The organism is Streptomyces acidicola, assembly GCF_009377235.1.
Lineage (GTDB): Bacteria > Actinomycetota > Actinomycetes > Streptomycetales > Streptomycetaceae > Streptomyces > Streptomyces acidicola.
The window spans coordinates 1-22609 of the sequence record NZ_VMNX01000153.1 but is presented as its reverse complement, the minus strand read 5'-3'; the positions used below and the strand labels follow the sequence as shown (position 1 = coordinate 22609).

Below are 22609 nucleotides of genomic sequence, written 5' to 3'. Positions count from 1 at the left end.
GCGGGAGAGGGGGAGAGGGATCGCGGTGGTCAGTCCGACTGCTTCTTCTCGCCCAGGCGCTCGACGAGGTCCTGGGCCTTGTCCACGCCGGTGTCGATCTTGTCGCTGTACTTGCCGTCGGTCTTGTCGTCGATGAAGTCGCCGACCTTTTCCAGCCCGTTGTCGATGGCGTCACCGTGGGCCTCGGCGATCTCCGCCGCCTTGTCCTTGAGGTTCTTCAAGGCATCGAACATGGTGGTGTCCTCCTCCGCAGAGATCTGCGGAAATGATCTTACGACGCCAACACCACCTGGCAAGAGGGCACTTGGCGCACTCGGAGCGTGGTGAGCCGGTGCGCGCAACCGGTTTCGGCGGTGCGGTGCTGACACGGACACGAAGTCGCCCCATCATGGGTGGGTAATGGGGAGTTCGGGGGATGTGTCTCGTGTGCGCCGCTGCGGCAGGAGGTCGCGTGTGGTGCCGGTCGCGGTTGTCCGGGCCGGGCTGTTCTCCGTACTGGGCGCGGCGGTTGCGGGCACGGTCCATCATCTGGCGTTCGACTCGGGCCCGTCGTGGGGCGTACGAGTGCTCGCCGCCTTGATTCTCTTCGGTATCGCTCTCCCGGGTGCGGGGCACGACAAGCCACTGGTACGGCAGTTGGTGCTCGCGGCCGTCGCGCAGGCAGGCGTGGGCTACTGGTTCGTACGGACCGATGGCGCGGTCCAGGTCCCGGCGCAGGAGGCCTGGCCGTCCTCCGCTCACGCGGGCTGGCCGGTCGTGGTCGCGCACGTGTTGCTGACGGTGCTGGGCGCGCTGCTGCTCCACGGCATGGACACCTGCCGCCGGCGTGTGCTGTGTGCGGCGGGGCGTGCCCTGCTGAGACGGCTGTTCACGCCGGTCTGCGCTCCTCTCGATCTGACCGTGGTCGCCGCCGCCGGGCAGCGCGCGGACCACGGCGACGACCGGGCCCCTGAGGCCGTGGCCATCCTGGCCGACGCACTCGTCCGGCGTGGCCCGCCACTCTTCTCCCTGTCGCTCGCGGTCTGACGTCCGTCTTCCGTCCTCCCGTCCGTAGCGGGTGTCGGCGCGTTGCGTCGCGCCTCGCGGTCGGGGCGCTGGGCTGCTGTCCGCCGGTCTTCGGTGCGCATCACTGCACTGCACTGCACTGTCCTGTCCTGTTCAGCCCTGTCCTGCTCCTGTTTCTGCTCAGCCATGCCGGGACGCGGGCTCCACGAGAGCGCCGTGTCAGGGGGGAATCCACGTGTCTCACAGCACCGCGTCAGTCGTTGTGATCGGGGCGGGCCCGTACGGCCTGTCCACCGCCGCGCATCTGCGTTCGCGCGGCCTGTCCGTGAGGGTCTTCGGCGCGCCCATGGCGAGCTGGAGCGAGAAGATGCCCGCGGGGATGCTGCTCAAGTCCCCGCCGAGTGCGTCGTCGCTGTCCGCTCCGCAACCGGGGTTCACACTCGACGCCTACACCCGGGCGGCCGGTGAGGGGCGGCTCGGTGAGCACGAGCAGGTGCCCGTCGAGCTCTTCGTGCGCTACGGCCTGTGGTTCATGCGGCAGTTGGTGCCCGGGGTCGAGGACGTACGGGTCCGGACGGTGGACCGGCAGGCCGGGGGAGGGTTCAGGCTCAAGCTTGCCTCGGGGGAGGGGCTGACCGTGTCGGCCGTCGTGGTCGCCAGTGGCCTGACCGGGTTCGCCCATGTACCGGAGGCGTTGGCGGACGTCGTGCCCGACGGGCCGTCCGCCCGCGGCCCCGTGTCGCACACCTCGCACCACACCGACCTCACCGGCTTCGCGGGGCGGCGGGTGCTCGTGGTCGGTGCCGGGCAGTCGGCGCAGGAGAACGCCGCGCTGCTGCATGAGGCGGGGGCTCAGGTGCGGATGCTGATCCGGGGGAGCGGGCTGAACTTCGGGGCGTCGCCCGGGCCCGGCCCGCACTGGCAGCCGGACACCCCGGTTGGCCGGTCCTGGGCGCTGTACGGCTTCGTGCACCGGGCCGCGGCCTTCCGGTACCTGCCCGCGGCCGCGCGGCTGTGGCTGGTGAGGGAGGTTCTCGGGCCGTGCGGTGCCTGGTGGCTCAGGCCGCGGGTGGAGCACCGCTTCCCGGTGCTGGCCGGGCAGCGCATCACGGGGGCGGTCCTCAGCGGCGACGGGGTGGAGGTCTCGTCGACGAGTCGGACGGTGACCTCGTACCGGCTGGAAGCCGATCACGTCATGGTCGGCACCGGTTACCGCGTCCACCTGGAGGCCCTCGACTTCCTCTCTCCCGAACTGCGCGCGGGACTGCTGCGCACGGGCGGATTCCCCCGCCTCGACGCGGGGCTGGGGTCGTCGGTGCCGGGGCTGTACTTCACCGGACTGCCGGCGGCCGGGTCGTTCGGGCCGGTGCTGCGGTTCGTGTGCGGGACACGGTTCGCGTCACCGCGACTGGCCTCGGCCGTGGAGGCGTACTGCGCCTCGGCGGCGTAGGCGGGGCGGAGTCGGCCGGCGTTACGGGTGCCGGTGCTACGGGTGCCGGTGTCACGGGTGCGTGCTACGGGTGGGCGTGCAGGCCGTCGGCGAGCCGGACGTGACGGTGGCGCCAGCCCGTCGACACCCGCCGGGCGCCCACCAGGTGAGGGTGCTCGGCGGGAAGGTCCGCGTGCACGTGCACGCGCGCGGGCCCCGAGGACTCCGAGGGCTCCGACCGCCACAGCCCTGCCGCCAGCAGCGAGGCGGCCAGCGCGATCGAGCCCAGGGCGAGCACCGCCCACGAGAGCCCGGCCGCCGAACCCAGCCATCCGGCCAGTGGATACGTCACCAGCCAGCAGCCGTGCGACAGCGAGAACTGCGCGGCGAACGCCGCGGTACGCTCCTCGGGCGGTGCCGAGCGGCGGATGAGCCGCCCCGTCGGTGTCAGCACCATCGAGCACGCCGCACCGAACGCCGCCCAGACACCCAGCAGCGCGGGCCGGCGCCAACCCCCGCTCGGCGCGGACGTGACGACCCCGAGCCCGGCGAAGACGACGGCGAGCAGCAGCGCCCCCGGCAGCATCACGGCCCGGTCCGGCACCCGGTCCAGGACCCGGGGCAGGACCAGCGCCACGATCATCGACCCCGCACCGTACGCGCCGAGCGCCAACGGCACCGCGCCCTGTGGCAGCCCCAGGACCTCACGCACGTAGACGACGGAGTTGACGGTCACCATCGCTCCGGCCGCCGCGACCGCGAGGTTCAGGGCGAGCAGTGCCCGCAGTTCCGGGACGGCGAGGAAGAGGCGGGTGCCCGCGGTGGCCCTGGCGCGGGCGCCGCCGGCGGGCGGGGCGGGAGAGAGGGCGGGAGAGGCGGCCGGCTTGGGCAGAACGGCGGAGATCACCAGCGCGGCCGAGGCGAGAAAGCCGACCATGGTCCCGGTGAACAGCCAGTTGTACGTGATGAGCGACAGCAGTGCCGCCGCCAGCGCGGGGGAGAACAGGCTCTCCAGGTCGTACGCGAGCCGCGACATCGACAGCGCCCGCGTGTAGTCGCGCTCCTCGGGCAGCACGTCGAGGATGACGGCCTGGAACGTCGGTGTGAACACGGCTGACGCGGACTGGAGCAGGAAGACCAGCACGTACACCTGCCAGACCTGGTCGACGCACGGCAGGAACAGCGCCACCCCGGCGCGGACCAGGTCTGCCGTCACCATGAGCGCCCGGCGTGGCAGCCGGTCGGCCACCGCGCCGACGGCCGGGGCGATCGCCACGTACGCCGCCATCTTGATGGCGAGCGCGGTGCCGAGCACCGAACCGGCGTCGGCGCCCGCCATGTCGTACGCCAGCAGGCCGAGCGCGACGGTGGCCAGTCCGGTGCCGACCAGGGCGATGACCTGGGCGGCGAAGAGGTGGCGGTAGGTGCGGTCGCGCAGGACGGCGAACATGCGGGCGGCTCCCTGGCAGGGCGGTTGGGCCGGTCGGCTCCATGAGTGTAGCCATCATGTGCGCACCTGTGCACATGATGGCTTGTGGTGGGTTCATGGTGCGGTGGTCATGCCGCGTCATGCCGCGTCATGCTGCGTCGTGGCTCGATGGTGCCGATACGGCCTGCCCCGCCACCGCACTCGTTGGCTCTAGGCTGGCCTCATGCCTGAGCGCCACGCGATATCACCTGCAGCCAGTGCGCATCTGCGTGCTCCGGACAGCGCGCGGCTCGCCGAGGCGACGGGGGTGTTCGCGATGCTCTCGGACGCCACCCGGCTGCATCTGCTGTGGCTGCTCGCGCAGGGCGAGTCGGATGTCGGTTCTCTCGCCGAGCAGTGCCAGGCGTCGCGCACGGCGGTCAGCCAGCACCTGGCGAAGCTGCGGCTCGCCGGGCTCGTCGACACCCGCCGCGAGGGCCGGCACATCCACTACCGCCTCAGCGACGGTCACCTGCGGCGCCTGGTCCTGGAAGCGCTCAGCCACGCGGACCACCGGGTGAGCGGGCAGGCTCCGCACGACTGACTCAGGGGGCGGGCGGCTCTCGCCGACCATTCCGGCATGCGTCCTGAATTCCCCTGTGGTGGGGGGGAGAATGGGTCTGATCTACGGCTACGACATCTACCTTCGTCCCCGGAACGTCGCCGGGGCGCTGGCCAATCCGGCCGAGCTGGCGCCACCGAACCGTGGCGTGCCGCCGCTTGAGCTCACACTGCCCGGCGATGACCGGCTCGTCCTCCCGTTCACGTCCCACTTCAAGAGCGGCCCGACCCCGACCAGTGAGCACCGGTGCCCTTGATGCGGCACACCGCCGTGCGTCGCCGTCTGTCGCCGTCCGTCCCGAAGGCCAGGCCCCGAAGGCCAGGCCCCGAAGGCCAGGCCCCGAAGGCCAGGCCCCGAAGGCCAGGCCCCGAAGGCCAGGCCCCGAAGGGCCTGTCGGCCGCCCCGAATCGGCGTATACGTACCGTGGTTGGGCTCGTGGTGCGGCACCATGGTGAGGACATGTCGGCCTGGCTCGTATCGAAGCACACCGTGGGCGGAACCGCCGTCCGCGCGGCCGGTCATGCCCTGGCGGCCACCGTGCTGGCCACCGGACTCCACCACGCGACGACGGACTCCAGGGTCTCCTGGCCGGCCGTGGCGCTCGCGGCGGCAGTGCTCGCCGTATGCGCGTACGCCGTTCTGCGTGAGGGGGCGCCCCGCTGGAGCGCGGTCGCCCTGGCCGCCGTACAGGCCCTGTTGCCCGGCTACCTGGAGCTGACCGGTAGCGAGATCCCGGCCACGGCACTCGACGACCACCTGCGGCTGCCGTCGGCCTGGCACCACGACCCGCTGGTCATGGCCGCGTTGAACTTCCTCGCCGGCCTCGCCCTGGTCTGTTTCTTCCGCAGCGCCTCCGACCTGCCCGAACGCCTGGCCCACGCCGTCGCCGGCGCCGTCGCCGGGGCGGTAGGCGGCTGGTGGACGTGGCTGCTGTACGTCATCGGCCTCGTCCTGGGACTGACGGGTACGCCCCGGCCACGCCCGACGCGCCCACCCCTGCCCGCCGTATCGCTCCCACCCCGGCACGCCCTGACGGTCCTGCTGCACCGCGCCCAGCCCTGCGCGCCGTAACCGCACGGCACTCCACAGCACCACGTCATCCCGTACACCGCCGCGCCCGGCTGCGGTGTGCCTTCATCGACACCGGAGTGTCCGTAGTGTCCGCAGTATTCGCATTTACCGAAATCGCATTTACCGAAATCGTCGCCGACGAGCCGTACACCCCCCAACAGCCCTCCCACGGCAACCCGCTCATCGAGTTCCTCACCTCGACCCAGGTGGTCCTCGGCCTGCTGGTGGGCCTGATCGCGGTGGGGATGCTGGCCTCCTCGCTGTGGTCGAGCCGACGCGAAGCCCGGCAGGAGGGGGAGGAACTCCTGGAACACCGGGAGGAGCAGGGGGAGAAGCAGGGAGAGGGGCACGGGGAGAAGCACCGGCAGGAACATGGGGAGAAGCACCGGCAGGAACATGGGGAGAAGCACCGGCAGGAACATGGGGAGAAGCACCGGCAGGAACATGGAGAGAAGCACCGGCAGGAACACGGGGAGAAGCACGGGAAGGAACACGAAGGGACGGGTTAGGACCCGGCCTACTCCCGCTGTCGTATGCGGCCGGGTGCTCCGGTTCGTACGGTGGCGGCGTGAGGACCTTCGACCGTCTGCCCGCCCGGTTGCGGGCGTTGCCGCCGAGTGCCCAGGATCTGCTGGTGGTGGTCGTGGTCGGGCTGTTCACCGGGCCGGAGGCGGCGGTGAACGACCCCGAGTACCGGCAGGCGGACTGGGTCACCTGGTCGCTGCTGGCCGTGTCGTTGCTGGCGCTGCTGGGGCGGCGGCGGTGGACGGTACCCGTCGCGGTGGTGACCGGTGCGGCCTGTGCGGGCTGGGCCCTGTACGGGCACATCGGGGAGCTGCTGAACCTGCCGGCGATCGTGGCGTTGTACACGGTCGCCGTGCGGGGCGACCGGCGCCGCACCCTGTGGACCGGGCTCGTCGCCTCCCTCACGTCGGGTGCGGTCGCGCTGTGGGTGGGGCACGACGTCGTCAACCCGCAGGGGCTGCCGGTGCTGGAGATGCTGTGGCCGCTCGTGCCCCTGCTGCTGGGCGAAGTGGTGCGTACCCGGCGGCAGTTGCTGGCCGAGTACGCCGCCCGGGCCGAGCGGGCCGAGGCGGAGCGGGAGCGGGAGGCGGAGCGGCGGGTGCGGGAGGAGCGGGTGCGGATCGCCCGCGAGCTGCACGACGTCGTCGCACACACGGTCACCGCGATGACCGTGCAGGCGGGAGTGGCGCTGGACGCGTTCGATGTGCGGCCCGAGGTCGCCCGGCAGGCAATGCGGCTGGTGCGGGACTCCGGCAAGGAAGCGGTCCGCGAACTGCGGGCCACGGTCACTGTGCTGCGGGAACGGGACGGCGAGCCGACGGCACCTGCGCCGGGAATCGGGCAACTCGCCGAGCTGGTCGACCGGTTCGAGGGTGGCGGCACCGGGATCACCCTCCGGCAGGAGGGAGCGACGGACGGTCTGTCGCCGGTCGTGGGGCTGGCGGCGTACCGCATCGTGCAGGAGGCGCTCACGAATGTCGGCCGGCACTCCGGTGCCCGGCACGCGACGGTCTCCGTCGTCCGGCAGGACGGCTCGCTGACGGTGGAGGTCGTGGACGATGGCCCGATGTCCGGGCAACCTCCGCTTTCTCAGCCCGCTACGGACGCGGATGAGGAAGCGCGCTCGTCCCCGGGCGGCTTCGGGCTCATCGGTATGCGTGAGAGGGCCGTGGCGGCCGGGGGAAGGATCGACTACGGGCCGGTGCCCGGCGGCGGCTTCCGCGTGCTGGCCGTCCTGCCGGCCGACGGCGACGCGGCAGGAGGCCGAACGTGACCGTGCGGATGGGGCGTGGTGTGGATGGTGCGGGTGGTGCGGGTGGTGCTGGTGGACGACCAGACGGTCGTGCGCGCCGGTTTCCGGGCCCTGCTGGACCTGACCGACGACCTGGTCGTGGTCGCGGAGGCCGGGGACGGGGCCCAGGGGGTGGAGGCGGTGCGGCTGACCCGGCCCGATGTCGTGCTGATGGACATCCGCATGCCCGGCCTCGACGGCATCGAGGCCACCCGCCGTATTGCAGCCGACGCCGAACTGGACGGCGTACGCGTGGTCATGCTCACCACGTACCGGATCGACGCGTACGTTTTCGAGGCGCTGCGGCACGGGGCGGCCGGGTTCCTGCTGAAGGACATCGAACCGGACGATCTGAGAGAGGCGATCCGTACGGTCGCCGCCGGGCAGAGCCTGCTCGCACCCGCCGTCACTCGGGCAGTCGTCGAGGAGTTCGCGCGGCTCAAAGCCCCCGAGGCGGCCGGAGCACGGCGGCTGGCGGTCCTGACCGACCGGGAACGCGAGGTGATGGCCCTGGTCGCGGCCGGCCTGTCCAACGCGGAGATCGGCGGGGAGCTGCTCATGAGCCCGCTGACCGCCAAGACGCATGTCAGCCGGGCGATGACCAAGCTGGGCGCGCGTGACAGGGCACAGCTGGTGGTGCTCGCGTACGAGACGGGACTGGTCAGGGCAGGGGAGGCACACCCAGGAGCCGCGGGTTCCGAGGGATCTGGGGGTTCAGGGGGCTCTCGGGGTTCCGGGAGTTCCGGGGGCGCGGCCGAAGGACTACTCCGGCGGGAGTAGCGGCCGACTCCCGCCGTCGGATTCCCGAACGTCCCCCTCTGCCTAGCGTCGAGGGCGTGACGTAGGACAACAACCCGACGACGTAAGGGAGTTCACATGTCCTGGCGCCCAGCCCGCTTACGGCTGCTGCTCGCCCTCGTGATCGCGGACCTTCTGCTGCTGGCGGGAGTCTCCGCCGCGGACGCCGACGCGTCCGCTCCCGCATCGCCCGCACCCTTGCCGCGCGCTCGGATCGTCGCCGAGGAGGAGGTGGGCGAGCGTCTGGTCGACCTCACCGTCGCCTCGCCGGCGCTCGGCCGCACGGCGAAGGTCCGGCTCCTGACTCCCGACGGCTGGGAGGAGCGACGGCCCGGCCGGAGCTGGCCGACGCTGTATCTGCTGGTCGGCGGCGACGGCGACTACACAGCCTGGACCGAGGGCTACGATGCCCGCCTCCCGGAACTGCGCCAACTCCGCGATGTACTCGTGGTGATGCCGGAAATGCCGCTGTTCGGCTTCTACAGCGACTGGTACAACGCCGGCCGCGGCGGACCGCCCGCCGTCGAGACCTTCCACCTCCGGGAGGTGCGCCCCCTCCTGGAGCGCCACTACGGGGCGGGCCCCCGCCGTGTGGCCGCGGGGGAGTCGCAGGGCGGGTTCGGTGCCCTCTCGTACGCCGGGCGCCATCCGGGCATGTTCCGGGCAGCGGCCAGTTACAGCGGCTTCGTCCATCCGCTCCAGCATCCGCACGCGATCCGGGCCGCGATGACCTACCTGGGCCTGGACTGGAAGGCGCTGTGGGGCGACCCGGTCGCCCAGCGCGCCAACTGGCAGGCCCACGACCCGTATTACCTGACCGACCGGCTGCGCAAGGTCCCCGTCTACGTCTCCAGCGGCGACGGCACGGCAGGTGCCCTCGATCCGCCGGGCACGGAACCCGACCCGGAGATCCCGGGCCTTGAGGACCCGGCCGACCCGTTCTCCGAGGACGCGATCTCCCCGACCGAGACGATCATGGGACGTGAGTCGCAGGCCCTGGCCGACCGGTTGGCCTCGCTCTCGGCCCCCGTGACGACACACTTCTACGCAGGTACGCACTCGCCGGCGTACTGGGCCCGCGAGTTCCACCGCTCGCTGCCGCTGCTCCTCGCCGAGCTCACGGAGCGGATACCGGGGCCGACGTCAGGGCCGAAACCGGGGCCGGAACGGCGGCCGTCCTGAGGGTGCCCGTCGTGCGCGTCGTGCGTCGTGCGTGTCGTGCGCGTCGTGCCGTCGTATCCGTCGTATCCGTCGTGCGTCGTGCCCGTCGTGTCTCCAACGGACAGGTAATTGCCGAGGGTGGTGCCGTGTGCCCGTGCGGGGCCACGGCACCACGTGGTGGTGCCCCGCGGCTACTTGGCCGCGTCGAGGGCGGCCAGCGCCTGTGCCCAGCGGGCGAACTTCAGGTCGGCCAGGTCGGCGACGGTCTTGACCCGGAACGCCTCCTCCAGCAGCTCACCCTGGCGGTCCGAGACCCCCTTCAGCGCGCTGACCGGCGCGGCCAGGATCTCGGGCAGGCTCTTGTCCGCCCATGCCTTGTCGAGCACCTTGCTCAGGTCTATCTCAGCCATCGGCCCTCTTTCGTGGTGCGAGTCTCGTCGTGCGAGCAGGCGAAAGCGTGCGACTCCCGGGAGCAGTGCACCCAGGGGGAGCCACGCGTTCTTTCTACAAGCACGTAGAAGCATAGAGCTGCCGGGACCGGTCCACGCCGTCTCCCGGCAGCCGTCGCGGGAAAGTCCGAAAAGAGCCGCCCACCGCGGCCGACTGTGTACTTGACCTCGTAGCTTTGCCGGTCTTTTACGGTGACGTGGCCGCGGTGTGGGAGGCGTGGTCCCCGGCCGGGCAGGCTTCCAGCACACCTGCCCGCACCCTGTCGAGCCGCGTCACGTCAAGACCGTGTCAAGGTCGCCCCGGCCGACGCCAAGGAACCGCTAACACGCGCACCGCCCGCCCCGCGATGCGGCTTCCTTGAGATGAAGAACCTGTTGCGATGAAGTCCCTGTTGCGATGAAGACCCTGTTACGCAGGGAAGTTGGATCAGTGAGCGGAGCGCGTCGGCGGCGATGAGTGACGTACGGCCCGGACGGCTGAAGGTCTACCTCGGGGCGGCTCCGGGGGTCGGCAAGACCTACCGGATGCTCGACGAGGGACGGCGCCGCGCCTCGCGCGGGGCGGATGTGGTGGTGGGGTTCGCGGAGTGCTACGGGCGCCCGCACACACAGGCGATGCTCGACGGCCTGGAGACCGTCCCCCGCGCGTCCTGCACCCACCGCGGCGGACGGTTCGAGGTGATGGACCTGACGGCGGTCCTCGCACGTCGGCCGCAGGTCGCGATCGTCGACGAGTTCGCCCACAGCAACGTCCCCGGCGACGGCCGCAATCCCAAGCGCTGGCAGGACATCGAGACCCTGCTCGACGCCGGTATCGACGTCGTCACCGCGCTGAACATTCAGCACCTGGAATCCCTCAACGACGTGGTCGGGAAGATCACCGGGGTACCCCAGCACGACACGGTGCCCGACGAGGTCGTACGACGGGCCTGGCAGATCGAGCTGGTGGACATGCCTCCTGAGGGGCTGCGCCGCCGCATGGCGCACGGCAACATCTACGCGCCCGAGAAGATCGACGCGGCCCTCGCGAACTACTTCCGCCCCGGCAACCTGACCGCGCTGCGCCAACTGGCGCTGCTGTGGGTGGCCGACCGCGTCGACGAGGCGCTCCAGGAGTACCGCTCGCGCCACGGCATCGGCGGGGTGTGGGAGACCCGGGAACGGGTGGTCGTCGCGCTGACCGGCGGACCGGAGGGCGACACCCTGGTCCGGCGGGCCGCCCGCATCGCCGACCGGTCCGCCGGCGGTGACCTGCTGGCCGTGCACGTGGCCCGCAGCGCCGGTCTCGCGGCCGGCGTCTCGCACGCCTCGCTTGCCGGGCAGCGCCGCCTCGTGGAGGACCTCGGCGGCAGCTACCACTCGGTCGTCGGCGACGACGTGGCCACCGCGCTGGTGGAGTTCGCGCGCGCCGAGAACGCCACTCAGCTCGTGCTGGGCACCAGCCGCCGGGGCCGACTGGCCCGGTTCCTGAGCGGGCCGGGAACCGGGGAGACGGTGACCGCGCTGTCCGGGGACATCGACGTGCACCGGGTCACCCACGAGCGCGCCGGACGCGGCACGCTCCTGCCGTCCCGGCGCCGCACCCTGTCCACCGCGCGGCTGATCGCCGGGCCCGTGACCGGACTGGTGCTGCCGGTGCTGCTCACGATCGTCCTCGCCCAACTGCGGGGGGCGCTCAACCTGACCAGTGAGGCCCTGCTGTTCCTGCTCGCCGTGGTCGGTGTGGCCTGCATAGGCGGGGTCGTCTCGGCGGTGATCGCGTCGGTGACGGCGTCGCTGCTGCTGAACTACTGGTTCATCCCGCCGATCGGCCATTTCACGCTGGACGACCCGAACGCCCTCCTCGCTCTGGCGGTGTTCGCGGTCGTGGCGGCCACCGTGGCCGCGGTCGTGGACCGGTCGCTGCGCCTGTCGCGCCGCTCCGCCCGTGCGACGGCCGAGGCGGAGACCATGTCGTCCCTGGCCGGCAGCATCGTGCGCGGAGAGGCGACCATGCCGGCCCTGCTGGAGCGGACACGCGAGACCTTCGGCATGGAGTCGGCGGACCTGGTGGACGAGCTGCCCGATGAGGCGGGTGTGACGGCCGTTCCCGCGGGCCCGGGTGCCTATCTCGCGCTGCGGGGGCGCACGCTGTCATCGTCCGAACGGCGGGTCCTGGCCGCGTTCGCCGCCCATGTCGGTTCCGCGGTCGAGCGCGCCAGGCTCGCCGAGGTGGCGGCCGAGGTGGAGCCGGTGAAGGCCGCCGACCGGCTCCGCACGGCACTGCTGCGAGCCGTCGGCCACGACCTGCGCACGCCCCTCGCCGCAGGGTGGGCCGCGGTCACCTCCCTGCGCAGCCGCGACGTCGAGTTCTCCCCGGAGGACCGCGACGAACTCCTCGCCACCGCCGACGAGTCCATGGCCAAGCTCGACCGCCTGTTGGAGAACCTCCTCGATCTCAGCCGCCTGGAGGCGGGCGTCCTCCCCCTGAACCTGCGGGCCACGTCCCTGGAGGAGGTGCTGCCCATGGCGCTGGCGGACGTCCCCGGCGTGGAGGTGGCGGACGTGGAGGAGATCTCGGCGGTGCTTGCCGACCCGCCGCTGTTGGAACGGGTCATCGCCAACCTGGTCGGCAACGCTGCCCGCCACACCCCGCCCGGAAAGAAGGTGCTGGTCACCGCCAGCGCACTGGCGGGCCGGGTCGAGCTGCGTGTCGTGGACCGGGGGCCCGGTCTGCCCGCCGACGGCCTGGAAGGGCTCTTCGAACCCTTCCAGCGGCTCGGCGACACCGACAACACCACGGGTCTCGGACTCGGGCTGGCTCTCGCCCGAGGCCTGACCGAGGCCATGAACGGCACCCTCACCCCGGAGGACACACCCGGCGGCGGCCTCACCATGGTCGTGTCCCTGCCGTTCGCCGGGGAACCCGGTGAGTCCGGGGAGTCCGGGGAGTCCGGTGAGTCCGGTGAGTTCGAGCAGCCCGGGGAATCCGCGGAGCCCGGGGACTCCGGGGTCTCCGGGGTCTCCGGGGTCTCCGGGGTCTCCGGGGTCTCCGGGGTCTCCGGGGTCTCCGGGGTCTCCGGGGTCTCCGGGGTCTCCGGGGTCTCCGGGGTCTCCGGGGAGTCCAGGCAGCCCGTGGGAGCCGAATCGACCCGACCGAGCAGAGCGTAGGAGGTGCGTGATGAGCACCGTGACCGGCACCTGGAAGCTGCACCGCAGGGGAGGGACCCGCGCCACGCCCCGATCCTGGCCGCTGCGTGACCGGCTCGCCCTGGCGGCGGGCGTGGCCGCCCCGTTCCTGGTGGCCCTCGCACTCGTCCCGTTCCGTACGAGCCTGTCGCTCACGAACGCCGCGCTCATCCTCGTCGTGGTGGTCGTCGCTGTCGCCGCGCTGGGCAGCCGTACGGCGGGCGTGGTCGCCGCGTTGTCCGCGGCGGCCTGGTTCGACTTCTTCCTCACGCGGCCGTACCAGACCTTCGACATCACCGCGTCCGCCGACATCGAGACCGCGGTGCTCCTGCTGGTCGTCGGCGTGATCGTGTCCCAACTGGGGGCTCACGCCCGCCGGCTGGAGGTCATCACGGTCACGGACGCCGATCACCTGTCCCGCGTCCACCGGATCGCGGACCTGGCGCAGTCGGCGGGCTCAGCGGACACCGTGGTCGACGAAGTCCGACAGGAGCTCACCGACCTGCTCGGGCTGCGCGCCTGCCGCTTCGAGTACGGCACCCTGCTGGGACGGCCGCCACGCCTGCGCAACGACGGCAGTGTCACGGTGGGCAGGCGCTCCTGGGACGTGAACGCCGTCGGCTGGCCCGCGGGCGAGATCGAACTGCGCACCTACGGCAACGGCCGCTACCTCGGCCGCTTCATGCTCACCCCCGGCCCCGGTCCGGTACCCCCGCTCCAGGCCCGGCTGGTGGCGGTGACGCTGGCCGATCAGACGGGGTCGGCACTGGGCACGGCCGGACCGGTTCCGAAGGGCTGATTCCGAAGGGCTGACCTCACTCCGGGCCGGAGACCCCGAACCCCGTGCGGGTGGTTTCGCGATCCATACGCCGGGCCCCCATGGTCGCTTCATGTCACCGTGGCCACCGTGGTAACCGAGGTCACAGGCGCCGTAAGAGGTCCGTCAAGGGCGTGGGCGCGGCCGTAAGAGGCCCGTCAACGACGCTCGAATCCAGCCACCGGTCAGGGTTTCCTCTAATTGTCCGATCCGTCAGGCGTCCGATCCGTCAGGCGTCCGGTTCGCACGCGGATGCTGTCCGAATTTCATCGAATCCCATCGAATCTCATCTAGGAGCTCGCGATGGCCGACGTGGCCTTCGTTGTCACCACTCTCGCGGTGTTCGCGCTGGTGGCCCTCGTCGCCAAGGGGGTGACGAAGCTGTGACCGTCGAGAACATCGTCGGCCTGGTCGTGGCCGTCGCCCTGCTGGGCTATCTCGTCCTCGCCCTGATCTTCCCGGAGAGGTTCTGAGAGCGCCCATGAGTCCCGTACTCGCAGGCGTACTCCAGCTGCTCGCCCTTATGGCGGCGCTGGCGCTCGTCTACGTTCCCCTCGGCAACTACATGGCCAAGGTCTTCTCCTCCGACAAGCACTGGCGCGTCGAGAAGTGGATCTACCGGGGCATCGGTGCCAACCCCGACACCGAGATGCGCTGGCCCGCCTACCTGCGCGGCGTCCTCGCCTTCTCGGCCGTGGGCGTCCTCTTCCTCTACCTGCTGCAGCGGGTGCAGGGCGTCCTGCCCGGTTCGCTCGGGTTCTCCTCGATCGAGCCGGCGCAGGCGTTCAACACCGCCGCGTCCTTCGTGACGAACACCAACTGGCAGTCGTACTACGGCGAGCAGGCCATGGGCCACGTCGTGCAGACCGCCGGCCTGGCCGTGCAGAACTTCGTCTCGGCGGCCGTCGGCATCGCGGTCGCGGTCGCCCTGGTGCGCGGCTTCGCCCGCTCCCGCACCGGTGAGCTGGGTAACTTCTGGTCGGACCTGGTGCGCGGCGTCACCCGCATCCTGGTGCCGGGTGCGGCGATCGCCGCCGTGGTGCTGGTGGCCTGCGGGGTGATCCAGAACTTCTCCGGCATCCACGAGGTCGGCCAATTCTTCAATGGGCACAGCATGGGGGCCTCCCAGCAGTGGAACGGTGGCGCGGTCGCCTCGCAGGAGGCCATCAAGGAGCTGGGCACCAACGGCGGCGGCTACTTCAACGCCAACAGCGCCCACCCCTTCGAGAACCCGACCCCGTTCACGAACCTGTTCGAGATCTTCCTGCTGCTGGTGATCCCGTTCTCGCTGACCCGCACGTTCGGCGTGATGGTCGGCAGCGTGAAGCAGGGGTACGCGATCCTCGCCACCATGGCCACCATCTGGGTCGGTTTCGTCGCCCTGATGATGTGGACCGAGTTCTCCCACCACGGCCCGGCGCTGCAGATCGCGGGCGGTGCGCTGGAGGGCAAGGAGGTGCGGTTCGGGGTCGGTGCGTCGTCGATCTTCGCGGTGTCGACCACGTTGACCTCGACGGGCGCGGTGGACTCCTTCCACTCCTCGTTCACCGGTCTCGGCGGTGGCATCACGATGCTGGGCATGATGCTGGGCGAGATCGCGCCCGGCGGTACCGGCTCCGGTCTGTACGGCATCCTGATCATGGCGGTCATCGCGGTGTTCATCGCCGGACTGATGGTCGGTCGCACACCCGAGTATCTGGGCAAGAAGATCGGCACCCGCGAGATCAAGCTCGCGGCCTGCTACATCCTCATCACCCCGGCACTCGTCCTGATCTTCACCTCGGTCTCCATGGCCCTGCCCACGCCACCGCACTCGATGCTCAACTCCGGCGCGCACGGGTTCTCCGAGGTGCTGTACGCCTTCACGTCCGCCTCGAACAACAACGGCTCGGCCTTCGCGGGCCTGAACGCGAACACCGACTGGTTCAACACGATGACCGGGCTCGCGATGATGCTCGGCCGCTTCCTGCCGATGGTCTTCGTGCTGGCGCTCGCGGGTTCGCTCGCCGAGCAGAAGCCGGTCCCGGTCACCGCGGGCACCCTGCGCACGGAAAAGCCGCTGTTCACCGGCCTGCTGGTGGGCGCGATCCTGATCATCACCGGCCTGACCTACTTCCCGGCCCTCGCGCTCGGACCGCTGGCCGAGGGGCTGGCGTCATGAGCACCGACGTGACGAACCAAGGCGCAAAAAATCAAGACACAGCGAACCAAGACGAAACGAACCAAGACACAGCGAACCAATACGCAACGAACCAAGACATGACGAACCAAGAGGACTCGATGTCCACAGCCCCCCCGACCCGGGCGCCGCACAGCGACGTACCCACCGGGCACAAGGCCGCCGAAGGCCGTGTCGGCGCGGGCCTTTTCGACCCCGGACAACTCGTCAAGTCCCTGCCGGACGCGTGCCGCAAGCTCGATCCGCGGGTGATGGTCAAGTCGCCCGTGATGTTCGTGGTGTGGATCGGCTCGGTCCTGACCACCGTCTTCTCCTTCACGGATCCCGGCAACTGGTTCGGCTGGGCCATCAGTGCCTGGCTCTGGCTGACCGTCATCTTCGCCAACCTGGCGGAGGCGGTCGCCGAGGGCCGCGGCAAGGCGCAGGCCGACACACTGCGCAAGGCCAAGACCGACACGGTCGCGCGCCGGCTGCTCGCCGACGGCTCCGAGGAACAGGTCCCGGGCACCGCTCTGGGCATCGGCGACCTGGTGGTGTGCGAGGCGGGCGACATCATCCCCGGCGACGGTGACGTCGTCGAAGGCGTCGCGTCCGTGGACGAGTCGGCCATCACGGGCGAGTCGGCGCCGGTCATCCGCGAGTCGGGCGGCGACCGCAGCGCCGTCACCGGCGGGACGAAGGTGCTCTCCGACCGGATCGTCATCAGGATCACGACGAAGCCGGGCGAGACCTTCATCGACCGGATGATCAGCCTGGTCGAGGGCGCGGCCCGGCAGAAGACGCCGAACGAGATCGCGCTGAACATCCTGCTCGCCTCGCTGACCATCGTGTTCCTGCTGGCGGTGGCGACGCTGCCGCCGTTCGCCGACTACGCGGGCACGCATCTGACGATGGTCGTGCTGGTGGCGCTGCTGGTCTGTCTGATCCCGACCACGATCGGCGCGCTGCTGTCGGCGATCGGCATCGCGGGCATGGACCGGCTGGTCCAGCGCAACGTACTGGCCATGTCCGGGCGGGCGGTCGAGGCCGCCGGTGACGTCTCGACGCTGCTGCTCGACAAGACCGGCACGATCACGCTCGGCAACCGGCAGGCAGCCGAGTTCGTGCCGGTGAGCGGGACCACCGAGGCCGAGGTCGCCGACGCAGCCCAGCTCTCCTCGCTCGCCGACGAGACCCCCGAGGGCCGCTCCGTCGTGGTCCTTGCCAAGGAGAAGTACGGGCTGCGCGAACGCCACCAGGGCGAGCTGGCCGGTGCCGAGTGGATCGCGTTCACCGCCCAGACCCGGATGTCGGGCGTGGACCTCGACGGGCGCAGGATCCGCAAGGGCGCGGCCGGTTCGGTCATCGCCTGGGTCCGGGAACGGGGCGGCACCCTCGCCGAGGACGCCGAGGACGCCGAGGCCGTCGCCAACCGGATCTCCGAGGCGGGCGGCACTCCGCTGCTGGTCGCGGTGGACGACGAGCAGGGCGCCCGCGTCCTGGGAGTGATCCATCTCAAGGACGTGGTGAAGGACGGTATGCGGGAGCGGTTCGCCGAACTGCGCCGTATGGGCATCAAGACCGTCATGATCACGGGTGACAACCCGCTGACCGCGAGGGCGATCGCGGACGAGGCCGGGGTCGACGACTTCCTGGCGGAGGCCACGCCCGAGGACAAGATGGCGCTGATCAAGCGCGAGCAGGCGGGCGGCAAGCTGGTCGCGATGACCGGTGACGGTACGAACGACGCCCCGGCCCTCGCACAGGCGGACGTCGGCGTGGCGATGAACACCGGTACCTCGGCCGCCAAGGAGGCCGGGAACATGGTGGACCTGGACTCCAACCCGACGAAGCTGATCGAGATCGTCGAGATCGGCAAACAGCTCCTCATCACCCGGGGCGCGCTCACGACGTTCTCGATCGCCAACGACGTCGCGAAGTACTTCGCGATCATCCCGGCGCTGTTCGCGGCGGTCTACCCGGGCCTGGACAAGCTGAACATCATGGGCCTGTCCTCGCCCGACTCCGCGATCCTGTCGGCCGTCATCTTCAACGCGCTGATCATCGTCGCGCTGGTGCCGCTGTCCCTGAGGGGCGTGCGGTACCGGCCGGTGAGCGCGGACCGGATGCTACGGCGCAACCTCACGATCTACGGCCTCGGCGGGCTGGTCGCCCCGTTCATCGGCATCAAGATCATCGACCTGCTCATCTCCCTCATCCCAGGAATCAGGTGAAGGACATGAACAACTCCGTCACCAACACCGCCCGGCTGCTCGGAGCGGGCCTGCGCGCCCTGCTCGTGCTGACCCTGGTGACCGGCGTCATCTATCCGCTGGTCGTCACCGGTATCGCCCAGGGGCTGTTCCCCGGCAGGGCGAACGGTTCCGAGATCAAGGCGGACGGCAAGGTCGTCGGCTCGTCCCTGATCGGGCAGGCGTACAACCTGCCGCTGAAGAGGGGCCAGGAGACCCCGGAGCCGGACCTGAAGTGGTTCCAGGGCCGCCCGCAGAACGGGCTCGGCGCCAACAGCGTCAACACCCAGTACAAGCTCATCCTCTCCGGCGCCACCAACCTCGCCGCCGACAGCAAGGTCCTTGTCCAGCAGGTGAAGGACGCCAAGGCCGCGGTCATCAAGGACAACTCGGTGCCCGGCTACACGGTCAAGCCGTCCGCCGTCCCGGCCGACGCCGTCACCTCCTCCGGCTCCGGACTGGACCCGAACATCTCCCCGGCCTACGCCGACCTCCAGGTCCACCGGGTCGCCGAGAAGAACAACCTGCCGCTCGCACAGGTCCAGAAACTGGTGGACGAGCACACCGACGGCCGCACCCTCGGCTTCATGGGCGAACCGCGCGTGAACGTCCTCGAACTCAACATCGCGCTCAAGGACCTCGCAGCGAGGAAGTGATGGCCGTAAGGCCCGTACTGGCCTTACTTGCCTTACGGGCCTTACGCGACGGAAAGGCACACACCAATGACCCGGGTGCTGGTGGTGGAGGACGACCCGCATCTTGTACGGGCTCTCGTGATCAACATGCAGGCCCGCCGGTACGGAGTGGACGCAGCCCCCGACGGGGCCACGGCCCTCAGACTGGCGGCCGCCCGTCAGCCCGACGTGGTGATGCTCGATCTCGGCCTGCCCGACATGGACGGGGTCGACGTCATCAGGGCGCTCCGCGGCTGGACCCGCGTACCGATTCTCGTCCTCTCGGCCCGCCAGGCGTCCGACGAGAAGGTGGCGGCGCTCGACGCGGGCGCCGACGACTACATCACCAAGCCGTTCAGCATGGATGAGTTGCTGGCCCGGCTGCGGGCCGCCGTCCGCCGCACCGAGGACACGCCGCTCGCCCCCGGGACGACCCTGGTGGAGACGGACGACTTCACCGTCGACCTGCTCGCCAAGAGGGTCGTCCGGGGCGGGCGGGACGTGCGGCTGACCCCGACCGAGTGGCACTTGCTGGAGATCCTGATCACCAGCCCCGGCCGGCTCGTCACACAGAAGGAACTCCTCCGGGAGGTCTGGGGCGTCTCGCAGAGCAGCAAGACCAACTACCTGCGGGTCTACATGGCCCAGCTGCGCCGCAAACTGGAGGCGGACCCCTCCCACCCGCGCCATCTGATCACCGAGCCCGGCATGGGCTACCGATTCGAGGGTTGACGCGGCGCGCGGCGGGCTCCGGATCCACCTCGGAGCGGCACCCGGCGTCGGCAGGTGCTCCGGCGGGCCCGGGGGCCACTCACCGGACCTGTTCGTCCGTCGCACCGAGGGCTCGGAACTCGTCTTCGGTGAAGCCCCTCACTCGCACAGGGACTTGTAGGTCTCGGCGCTCTTCTTCCACTGGTCGAACGCGTCGCTGAAGGCCTCCTGGTAGGTCTTGAGCTGAGTGGCGTCCCCACGGCCGTTCGCGGAGTTCACGCCTGCCGCGCTGTCGCTCATCGACCGGCTCTCGATGGCGAGGGCGCGGATCACGGAGGCCACCTCGGAGTCCTCTGCCGCGTCCGCGGCGGAGTCGAGGTTCGATGCCAGCGAACTCAATGAGGCGGCCGATGCTTCGTCGAAGGTCTCCGTGTTCGAGGAGATCGCCTGGGACGCCTGTTCGCAGCCGGGGTCGGTCGTGTCCTGCTCGATGGGCTCCGTGCCCGTGCCCGTGTCAGGGGCGGCCGTGGAATCCGTCGGTGGCGAGTAGCTGGGGGCCGAGTAGCCCGGTGATTCGGACGGCTCGCCGTCGGACTTGACCCAGTCGAGTACTTTCTGCGGGCCGATGGCGACGACCACGATGAAAATGAGCGCGGCCAGACAGCCGAGCCCGGTGAGGACCGAATTGTCCTGCCCGGAAGGGGGTGTGGTGCTGCCCGTGGGCAGCTTGTCCTCGTCGGCCTTCTGGGTGGTGCGCTCCTCCTTCCTGTCCTCCTCCTTGTTGCCCTCCTCTTTCCTGGTGGTCTCCTCTTTCCTGGTCTCACCGGTCTTCGTGTACTTGGCCGTCCCGTACCCGGCAAGGGATGTCGCCAAGGAGTCCGGCAGCCAGGCCCCGGCGAGGTTCATCGTCTCGCCCTGGAGCTGCTCACGGGCGTACTCCATGACCTCGCCGACGGACGGCCGATCCCCCGGCTTCTTGGCGAGGCACCGCTCGACGACGGCACGGAGTTCTGGATCGCAACCGCCCAGCTCCGGCTCCTCGTTGATGATCCGGAAGAACATGGCCTCCGGATTTCCCTCGCCGAAGGCGGTGCGTCCGGTCGCGGCGAACACCGTGAGGTTACCGAGGGCGAACACATCCGTGGCAGGGCTCGCGGAATGTCCGCGGATCTGCTCGGGGGCCATGAACGCGGGCGTGCCGACGCGCACATGCGTGCTGGTGAGGGTCGTGGCGTCTGCGGCGTGCGCGATACCGAAGTCGATGACGCGCGGACCGTCTCCAGCCAGCAGGATGTTGGCGGGCTTGAGGTCGCGGTGGATCAGCTCGCAGGCGTGAATCGCGGTGAGCCCTTCAGCGATGCCCGCGAGGAGCCGGAACACCGTGGTCAAGGGGAGCGGGCCGTGCTCGCTGACGGCCTGGTGCAGGGAGGGCCCGGGCACATAGGCGGTGGCCAGCCAGGGCAATGGCGCCTCGCTGTCGGCGTCCACGACGGGCGCGGTGTACAGGCCCTGGACGCGCTGCGCGGCGTCGATCTCCTTGCGGAAGCGCCGCCGGAACTCGTCGTCCTCGGCATAGTCGGGCCGCACGACCTTGACGGCGAGGGCCCTCCCGCCCGGAGTGAAGGCGAGGTAGACGCGCCCCATGCCGCCGGCCCCGAGCCGGGCGCGAAAGTCGTATCCGCCGACGCTCCTCGGGTCGTCGTCGGTGAGTGGTCTGAACCGGTCGACCATGCGCACCCCCGTGCCGCCTTGCTCCCAGACTGGATATCCGCACTGTTCCATGGAGCATCGGCCGTGTCCCGGGAGGCACCGAGAAATTCACAGGGCTCCCCCTGAGCCGACCCCGGTCTCGCGAAGTCCCTGAGCAGGGTCGGAGACTGGCGCGGTGGCCCGTGAGGGCTCCGCGTCCAGCCCCCGCCCGTCGAACCGGGCGTGTGCTTCTCACGCGATCCGTCACTACCGGTCTCCACTGCCAGTAGGAGGGGAAGTCGTCGTCAGACGCCCAGACGCCCGTCGGCTCACCCGGCCGCACGGAGACGGCCTCCCGGTCGACATTCACGGCAGCGCCCGGGTTCCGGAGCGCGGAAGGCCCGCTCACAGCCGTCGCAGGTCTGGAAGGGCAGCACCACCGGGCGCGTCGCGTCATCGGGAAGCAGGCGGGGGAGCGGAGGCGGCGCGGGCAGGGGCGTCTCCCGGAGGCGGAAGGCGAGGATGCCCGCCGGGCGGGTCAGGAAGTGGTCGGGGAGCCGTGCGGTGAGCAGCGCGGTGACCTGGGAGGGCGCGACACCGGCCGCGAGCCACTGGGTGACGGCTGGCGCCAGCCGCACGGCTTCCTGCTCGGAGAGAACGAGGCGGGGATCGATCCGGCGGAGTGAGGTCAGAACGGCGACTGCCTGCGGATCGGCGTCGGAGAGCGTCGGGCGGGCCACCGCCGGTTTCTCCGTTTCAGTGGTGACTGCCGCAGGGGGCACGGCTGCCCCGCCTACGGGCCGCCTCCGTGAACGGGGAGGCCTCGGCGGCTTCGGAGGCGGAGGCCCGTCCAGGTCCGGGCCGCCATCGGGGGGTACGCCGTAGAAGTACGTCCGGGTACGGATCTGCCCGGTGGACAGGCGCTCGCGGCGCCGCTCCAGATATCCGGCCGCTTCGAGCTCCCTGAGCGCTCGCGAGATCAGGATCTCCCCCTCGCTGAAGTGCTCGCACAGGGCGGCGATGCTCACGGGTGAGCCGTCGGGCAGGGAGGAGATGTACGCCGCGACGCCGACCGTGACGGCGCTGCCGCGTCGTTGCGCGAGGGCGTTGGAGATCACGGTGAAGTCGGCGGTGAGCCGGGTGCGTACGTGGATCACGCCGGAGGTCGGAGCTCCGGCGTCGGCGCGCAGGCGCGCGTTAGACTGCGGGTCAGCCATCGGGAAGGTATCGCTTCCTGATCGGTCAGGCCCTCGATCGGGATGCCAGTCCCGGCCGGGGGCCGTATCTGTTTGCGGTTGTCGCGGCGAACGTAACCGTCCGTATCCCTCGCCTGCAAGCCGGTCACCCGGACGGGTGACGGGGGCTTCACGGCCAGGGAGGG

General features: G+C 70.6%; 20 protein-coding genes and 1 pseudogene. 16 read left to right on the top strand and 5 right to left on the bottom strand.

All coding sequences use genetic code 11. From position 1 onward, the window contains the following. Positions 1-29: 29 nt before the first annotated feature. Positions 30-233, bottom strand: coding sequence for an antitoxin (locus tag FPZ41_RS31115; RefSeq protein WP_131570610.1), 204 nt, complete (start codon positions 231-233; stop codon positions 30-32). Positions 234-456: 223 nt separating this feature from the next. Between FPZ41_RS31115 and FPZ41_RS31110 the strand changes: the two genes are divergently transcribed. Beyond that, positions 457-1026 (top strand): hypothetical protein, encoded by a 570-nt coding sequence (locus tag FPZ41_RS31110; RefSeq protein WP_152866961.1) that lies wholly within the window; start codon positions 457-459, stop codon positions 1024-1026. Positions 1027-1240: 214 nt separating this feature from the next. Then, positions 1241-2455, top strand: coding sequence for an FAD-dependent oxidoreductase (locus FPZ41_RS31105; RefSeq protein ID WP_322620942.1), 1215 nt, complete (start codon positions 1241-1243; stop codon positions 2453-2455). Positions 2456-2519: 64 nt separating this feature from the next. Here FPZ41_RS31105 and FPZ41_RS31100 read toward each other — a convergent pair whose 3' ends face one another. Continuing rightward, positions 2520-3884 (bottom strand): MFS transporter, encoded by a 1365-nt coding sequence (locus FPZ41_RS31100; protein WP_152866960.1) that lies wholly within the window; start codon positions 3882-3884, stop codon positions 2520-2522. Positions 3885-4086: 202 nt separating this feature from the next. Here FPZ41_RS31100 and FPZ41_RS31095 point away from each other — a divergent pair, with 202 nt between their 5' ends. The 7 genes and pseudogenes from FPZ41_RS31095 to FPZ41_RS31070 all read left to right on the top strand — a co-directional run bounded on the left by FPZ41_RS31095 (position 4087) and on the right by FPZ41_RS31070 (position 9331). Continuing rightward, on the top strand, positions 4087-4446 hold the full coding sequence (locus tag FPZ41_RS31095) for an ArsR/SmtB family transcription factor (RefSeq protein ID WP_131570602.1): 360 nt from the start codon (positions 4087-4089) through the stop codon (positions 4444-4446). Positions 4447-4516: 70 nt separating this feature from the next. Continuing rightward, on the top strand, positions 4517-4720 hold the full coding sequence (locus FPZ41_RS31090) for a hypothetical protein (RefSeq protein ID WP_152866959.1): 204 nt from the start codon (positions 4517-4519) through the stop codon (positions 4718-4720). Positions 4721-4923: 203 nt separating this feature from the next. Beyond that, positions 4924-5535, top strand: a complete 612-nt coding sequence (locus FPZ41_RS31085) for a hypothetical protein (RefSeq protein WP_152866958.1) — start codon at positions 4924-4926, stop codon at positions 5533-5535. Positions 5536-5621: 86 nt separating this feature from the next. Beyond that, positions 5622-6044 (top strand): hypothetical protein, encoded by a 423-nt coding sequence (locus FPZ41_RS47370; protein WP_194236267.1) that lies wholly within the window; start codon positions 5622-5624, stop codon positions 6042-6044. Between the two features lie 59 nt (positions 6045-6103). Next, positions 6104-7333 (top strand): sensor histidine kinase, encoded by a 1230-nt coding sequence (locus FPZ41_RS31080; protein WP_322620941.1) that lies wholly within the window; start codon positions 6104-6106, stop codon positions 7331-7333. Positions 7334-7366: 33 nt separating this feature from the next. Beyond that, positions 7367-8023: pseudogene (locus FPZ41_RS31075) on the top strand (response regulator); the annotation flags it as partial. Between the two features lie 204 nt (positions 8024-8227). Beyond that, positions 8228-9331, top strand: coding sequence for an alpha/beta hydrolase (locus FPZ41_RS31070; RefSeq protein WP_152866957.1), 1104 nt, complete (start codon positions 8228-8230; stop codon positions 9329-9331). A 170-nt stretch (positions 9332-9501) separates the two neighbouring features. Here the strand turns inward: FPZ41_RS31070 and FPZ41_RS31065 are convergent, their stop codons facing one another. Continuing rightward, entirely contained in the window at positions 9502-9720 is a 219-nt protein-coding gene (locus FPZ41_RS31065; RefSeq protein ID WP_152866956.1) for a hypothetical protein, read from the bottom strand. A 492-nt stretch (positions 9721-10212) separates the two neighbouring features. Here FPZ41_RS31065 and FPZ41_RS31060 point away from each other — a divergent pair, with 492 nt between their 5' ends. The 7 genes from FPZ41_RS31060 (at position 10213) to FPZ41_RS31025 (ending at position 19560) form a co-directional block, all read left to right on the top strand. Next, positions 10213-12909: an ATP-binding protein gene (locus tag FPZ41_RS31060; RefSeq protein ID WP_228023094.1), complete on the top strand. Its 2697-nt coding sequence runs from the start codon at positions 10213-10215 to the stop codon at positions 12907-12909. A gap of 10 nt (positions 12910-12919) precedes the next feature. Beyond that, positions 12920-13726: a DUF4118 domain-containing protein gene (locus tag FPZ41_RS31050; RefSeq protein ID WP_152866955.1), complete on the top strand. Its 807-nt coding sequence runs from the start codon at positions 12920-12922 to the stop codon at positions 13724-13726. A 401-nt stretch (positions 13727-14127) separates the two neighbouring features. Next, on the top strand, positions 14128-14217 hold the full coding sequence (kdpF, locus tag FPZ41_RS31045) for a K(+)-transporting ATPase subunit F (protein WP_067057375.1): 90 nt from the start codon (positions 14128-14130) through the stop codon (positions 14215-14217). A gap of 8 nt (positions 14218-14225) precedes the next feature. After that, complete coding sequence (kdpA, locus tag FPZ41_RS31040; RefSeq protein ID WP_152866954.1) at positions 14226-15905, top strand: potassium-transporting ATPase subunit KdpA; 1680 nt, start codon at positions 14226-14228, stop codon at positions 15903-15905. A gap of 119 nt (positions 15906-16024) precedes the next feature. Next, on the top strand, positions 16025-18136 hold the full coding sequence (kdpB, locus tag FPZ41_RS31035) for a potassium-transporting ATPase subunit KdpB (protein ID WP_152866953.1): 2112 nt from the start codon (positions 16025-16027) through the stop codon (positions 18134-18136). Positions 18137-18141: 5 nt separating this feature from the next. Beyond that, positions 18142-18810 carry a potassium-transporting ATPase subunit C gene (locus FPZ41_RS31030; RefSeq protein ID WP_152866952.1) on the top strand — a complete coding sequence of 223 codons (669 nt, stop codon included), beginning with the start codon at positions 18142-18144 and terminating at the stop codon, positions 18808-18810. 66 nt (positions 18811-18876) lie between these two features. Then, positions 18877-19560 carry a response regulator gene (locus FPZ41_RS31025; RefSeq protein WP_152866951.1) on the top strand — a complete coding sequence of 228 codons (684 nt, stop codon included), beginning with the start codon at positions 18877-18879 and terminating at the stop codon, positions 19558-19560. Between the two features lie 138 nt (positions 19561-19698). On the opposite strand, the gene FPZ41_RS48795 is transcribed toward FPZ41_RS31025, so the two are convergent. After that, a complete protein-coding gene (locus FPZ41_RS48795; RefSeq protein ID WP_228023093.1) occupies positions 19699-21270 on the bottom strand; it encodes a serine/threonine-protein kinase in 1572 nt (523 codons plus the stop codon). Between the two features lie 287 nt (positions 21271-21557). Beyond that, positions 21558-22445, bottom strand: coding sequence for a hypothetical protein (locus tag FPZ41_RS31015; protein ID WP_152866950.1), 888 nt, complete (start codon positions 22443-22445; stop codon positions 21558-21560). Positions 22446-22609 lie beyond the last annotated feature (164 nt).

Coding starts and splice junctions, on each gene's coding strand:
- FPZ41_RS31115 (WP_131570610.1), bottom strand. CDS start 233: ATGTTCGATGCCTTGAAGAACCTCAAGGACAAGGCGGCGGAGATCGCC.
- FPZ41_RS31100 (WP_152866960.1), bottom strand. CDS start 3,884: ATGTTCGCCGTCCTGCGCGACCGCACCTACCGCCACCTCTTCGCCGCC.
- FPZ41_RS31095 (WP_131570602.1), top strand. CDS start 4,087: ATGCCTGAGCGCCACGCGATATCACCTGCAGCCAGTGCGCATCTGCGT.
- FPZ41_RS31090 (WP_152866959.1), top strand. CDS start 4,517: ATGGGTCTGATCTACGGCTACGACATCTACCTTCGTCCCCGGAACGTC.
- FPZ41_RS31085 (WP_152866958.1), top strand. CDS start 4,924: ATGTCGGCCTGGCTCGTATCGAAGCACACCGTGGGCGGAACCGCCGTC.
- FPZ41_RS31070 (WP_152866957.1), top strand. CDS start 8,228: ATGTCCTGGCGCCCAGCCCGCTTACGGCTGCTGCTCGCCCTCGTGATC.
- FPZ41_RS31065 (WP_152866956.1), bottom strand. CDS start 9,720: ATGGCTGAGATAGACCTGAGCAAGGTGCTCGACAAGGCATGGGCGGAC.
- FPZ41_RS31060 (WP_228023094.1), top strand. CDS start 10,213: ATGAGTGACGTACGGCCCGGACGGCTGAAGGTCTACCTCGGGGCGGCT.
- FPZ41_RS31050 (WP_152866955.1), top strand. CDS start 12,920: ATGAGCACCGTGACCGGCACCTGGAAGCTGCACCGCAGGGGAGGGACC.
- kdpA (WP_152866954.1), top strand. CDS start 14,226: ATGAGTCCCGTACTCGCAGGCGTACTCCAGCTGCTCGCCCTTATGGCG.
- kdpB (WP_152866953.1), top strand. CDS start 16,025: ATGTCCACAGCCCCCCCGACCCGGGCGCCGCACAGCGACGTACCCACC.
- FPZ41_RS31030 (WP_152866952.1), top strand. CDS start 18,142: ATGAACAACTCCGTCACCAACACCGCCCGGCTGCTCGGAGCGGGCCTG.
- FPZ41_RS31025 (WP_152866951.1), top strand. CDS start 18,877: ATGACCCGGGTGCTGGTGGTGGAGGACGACCCGCATCTTGTACGGGCT.
- FPZ41_RS48795 (WP_228023093.1), bottom strand. CDS start 21,270: ATGGTCGACCGGTTCAGACCACTCACCGACGACGACCCGAGGAGCGTC.
- FPZ41_RS31015 (WP_152866950.1), bottom strand. CDS start 22,445: ATGGCTGACCCGCAGTCTAACGCGCGCCTGCGCGCCGACGCCGGAGCT.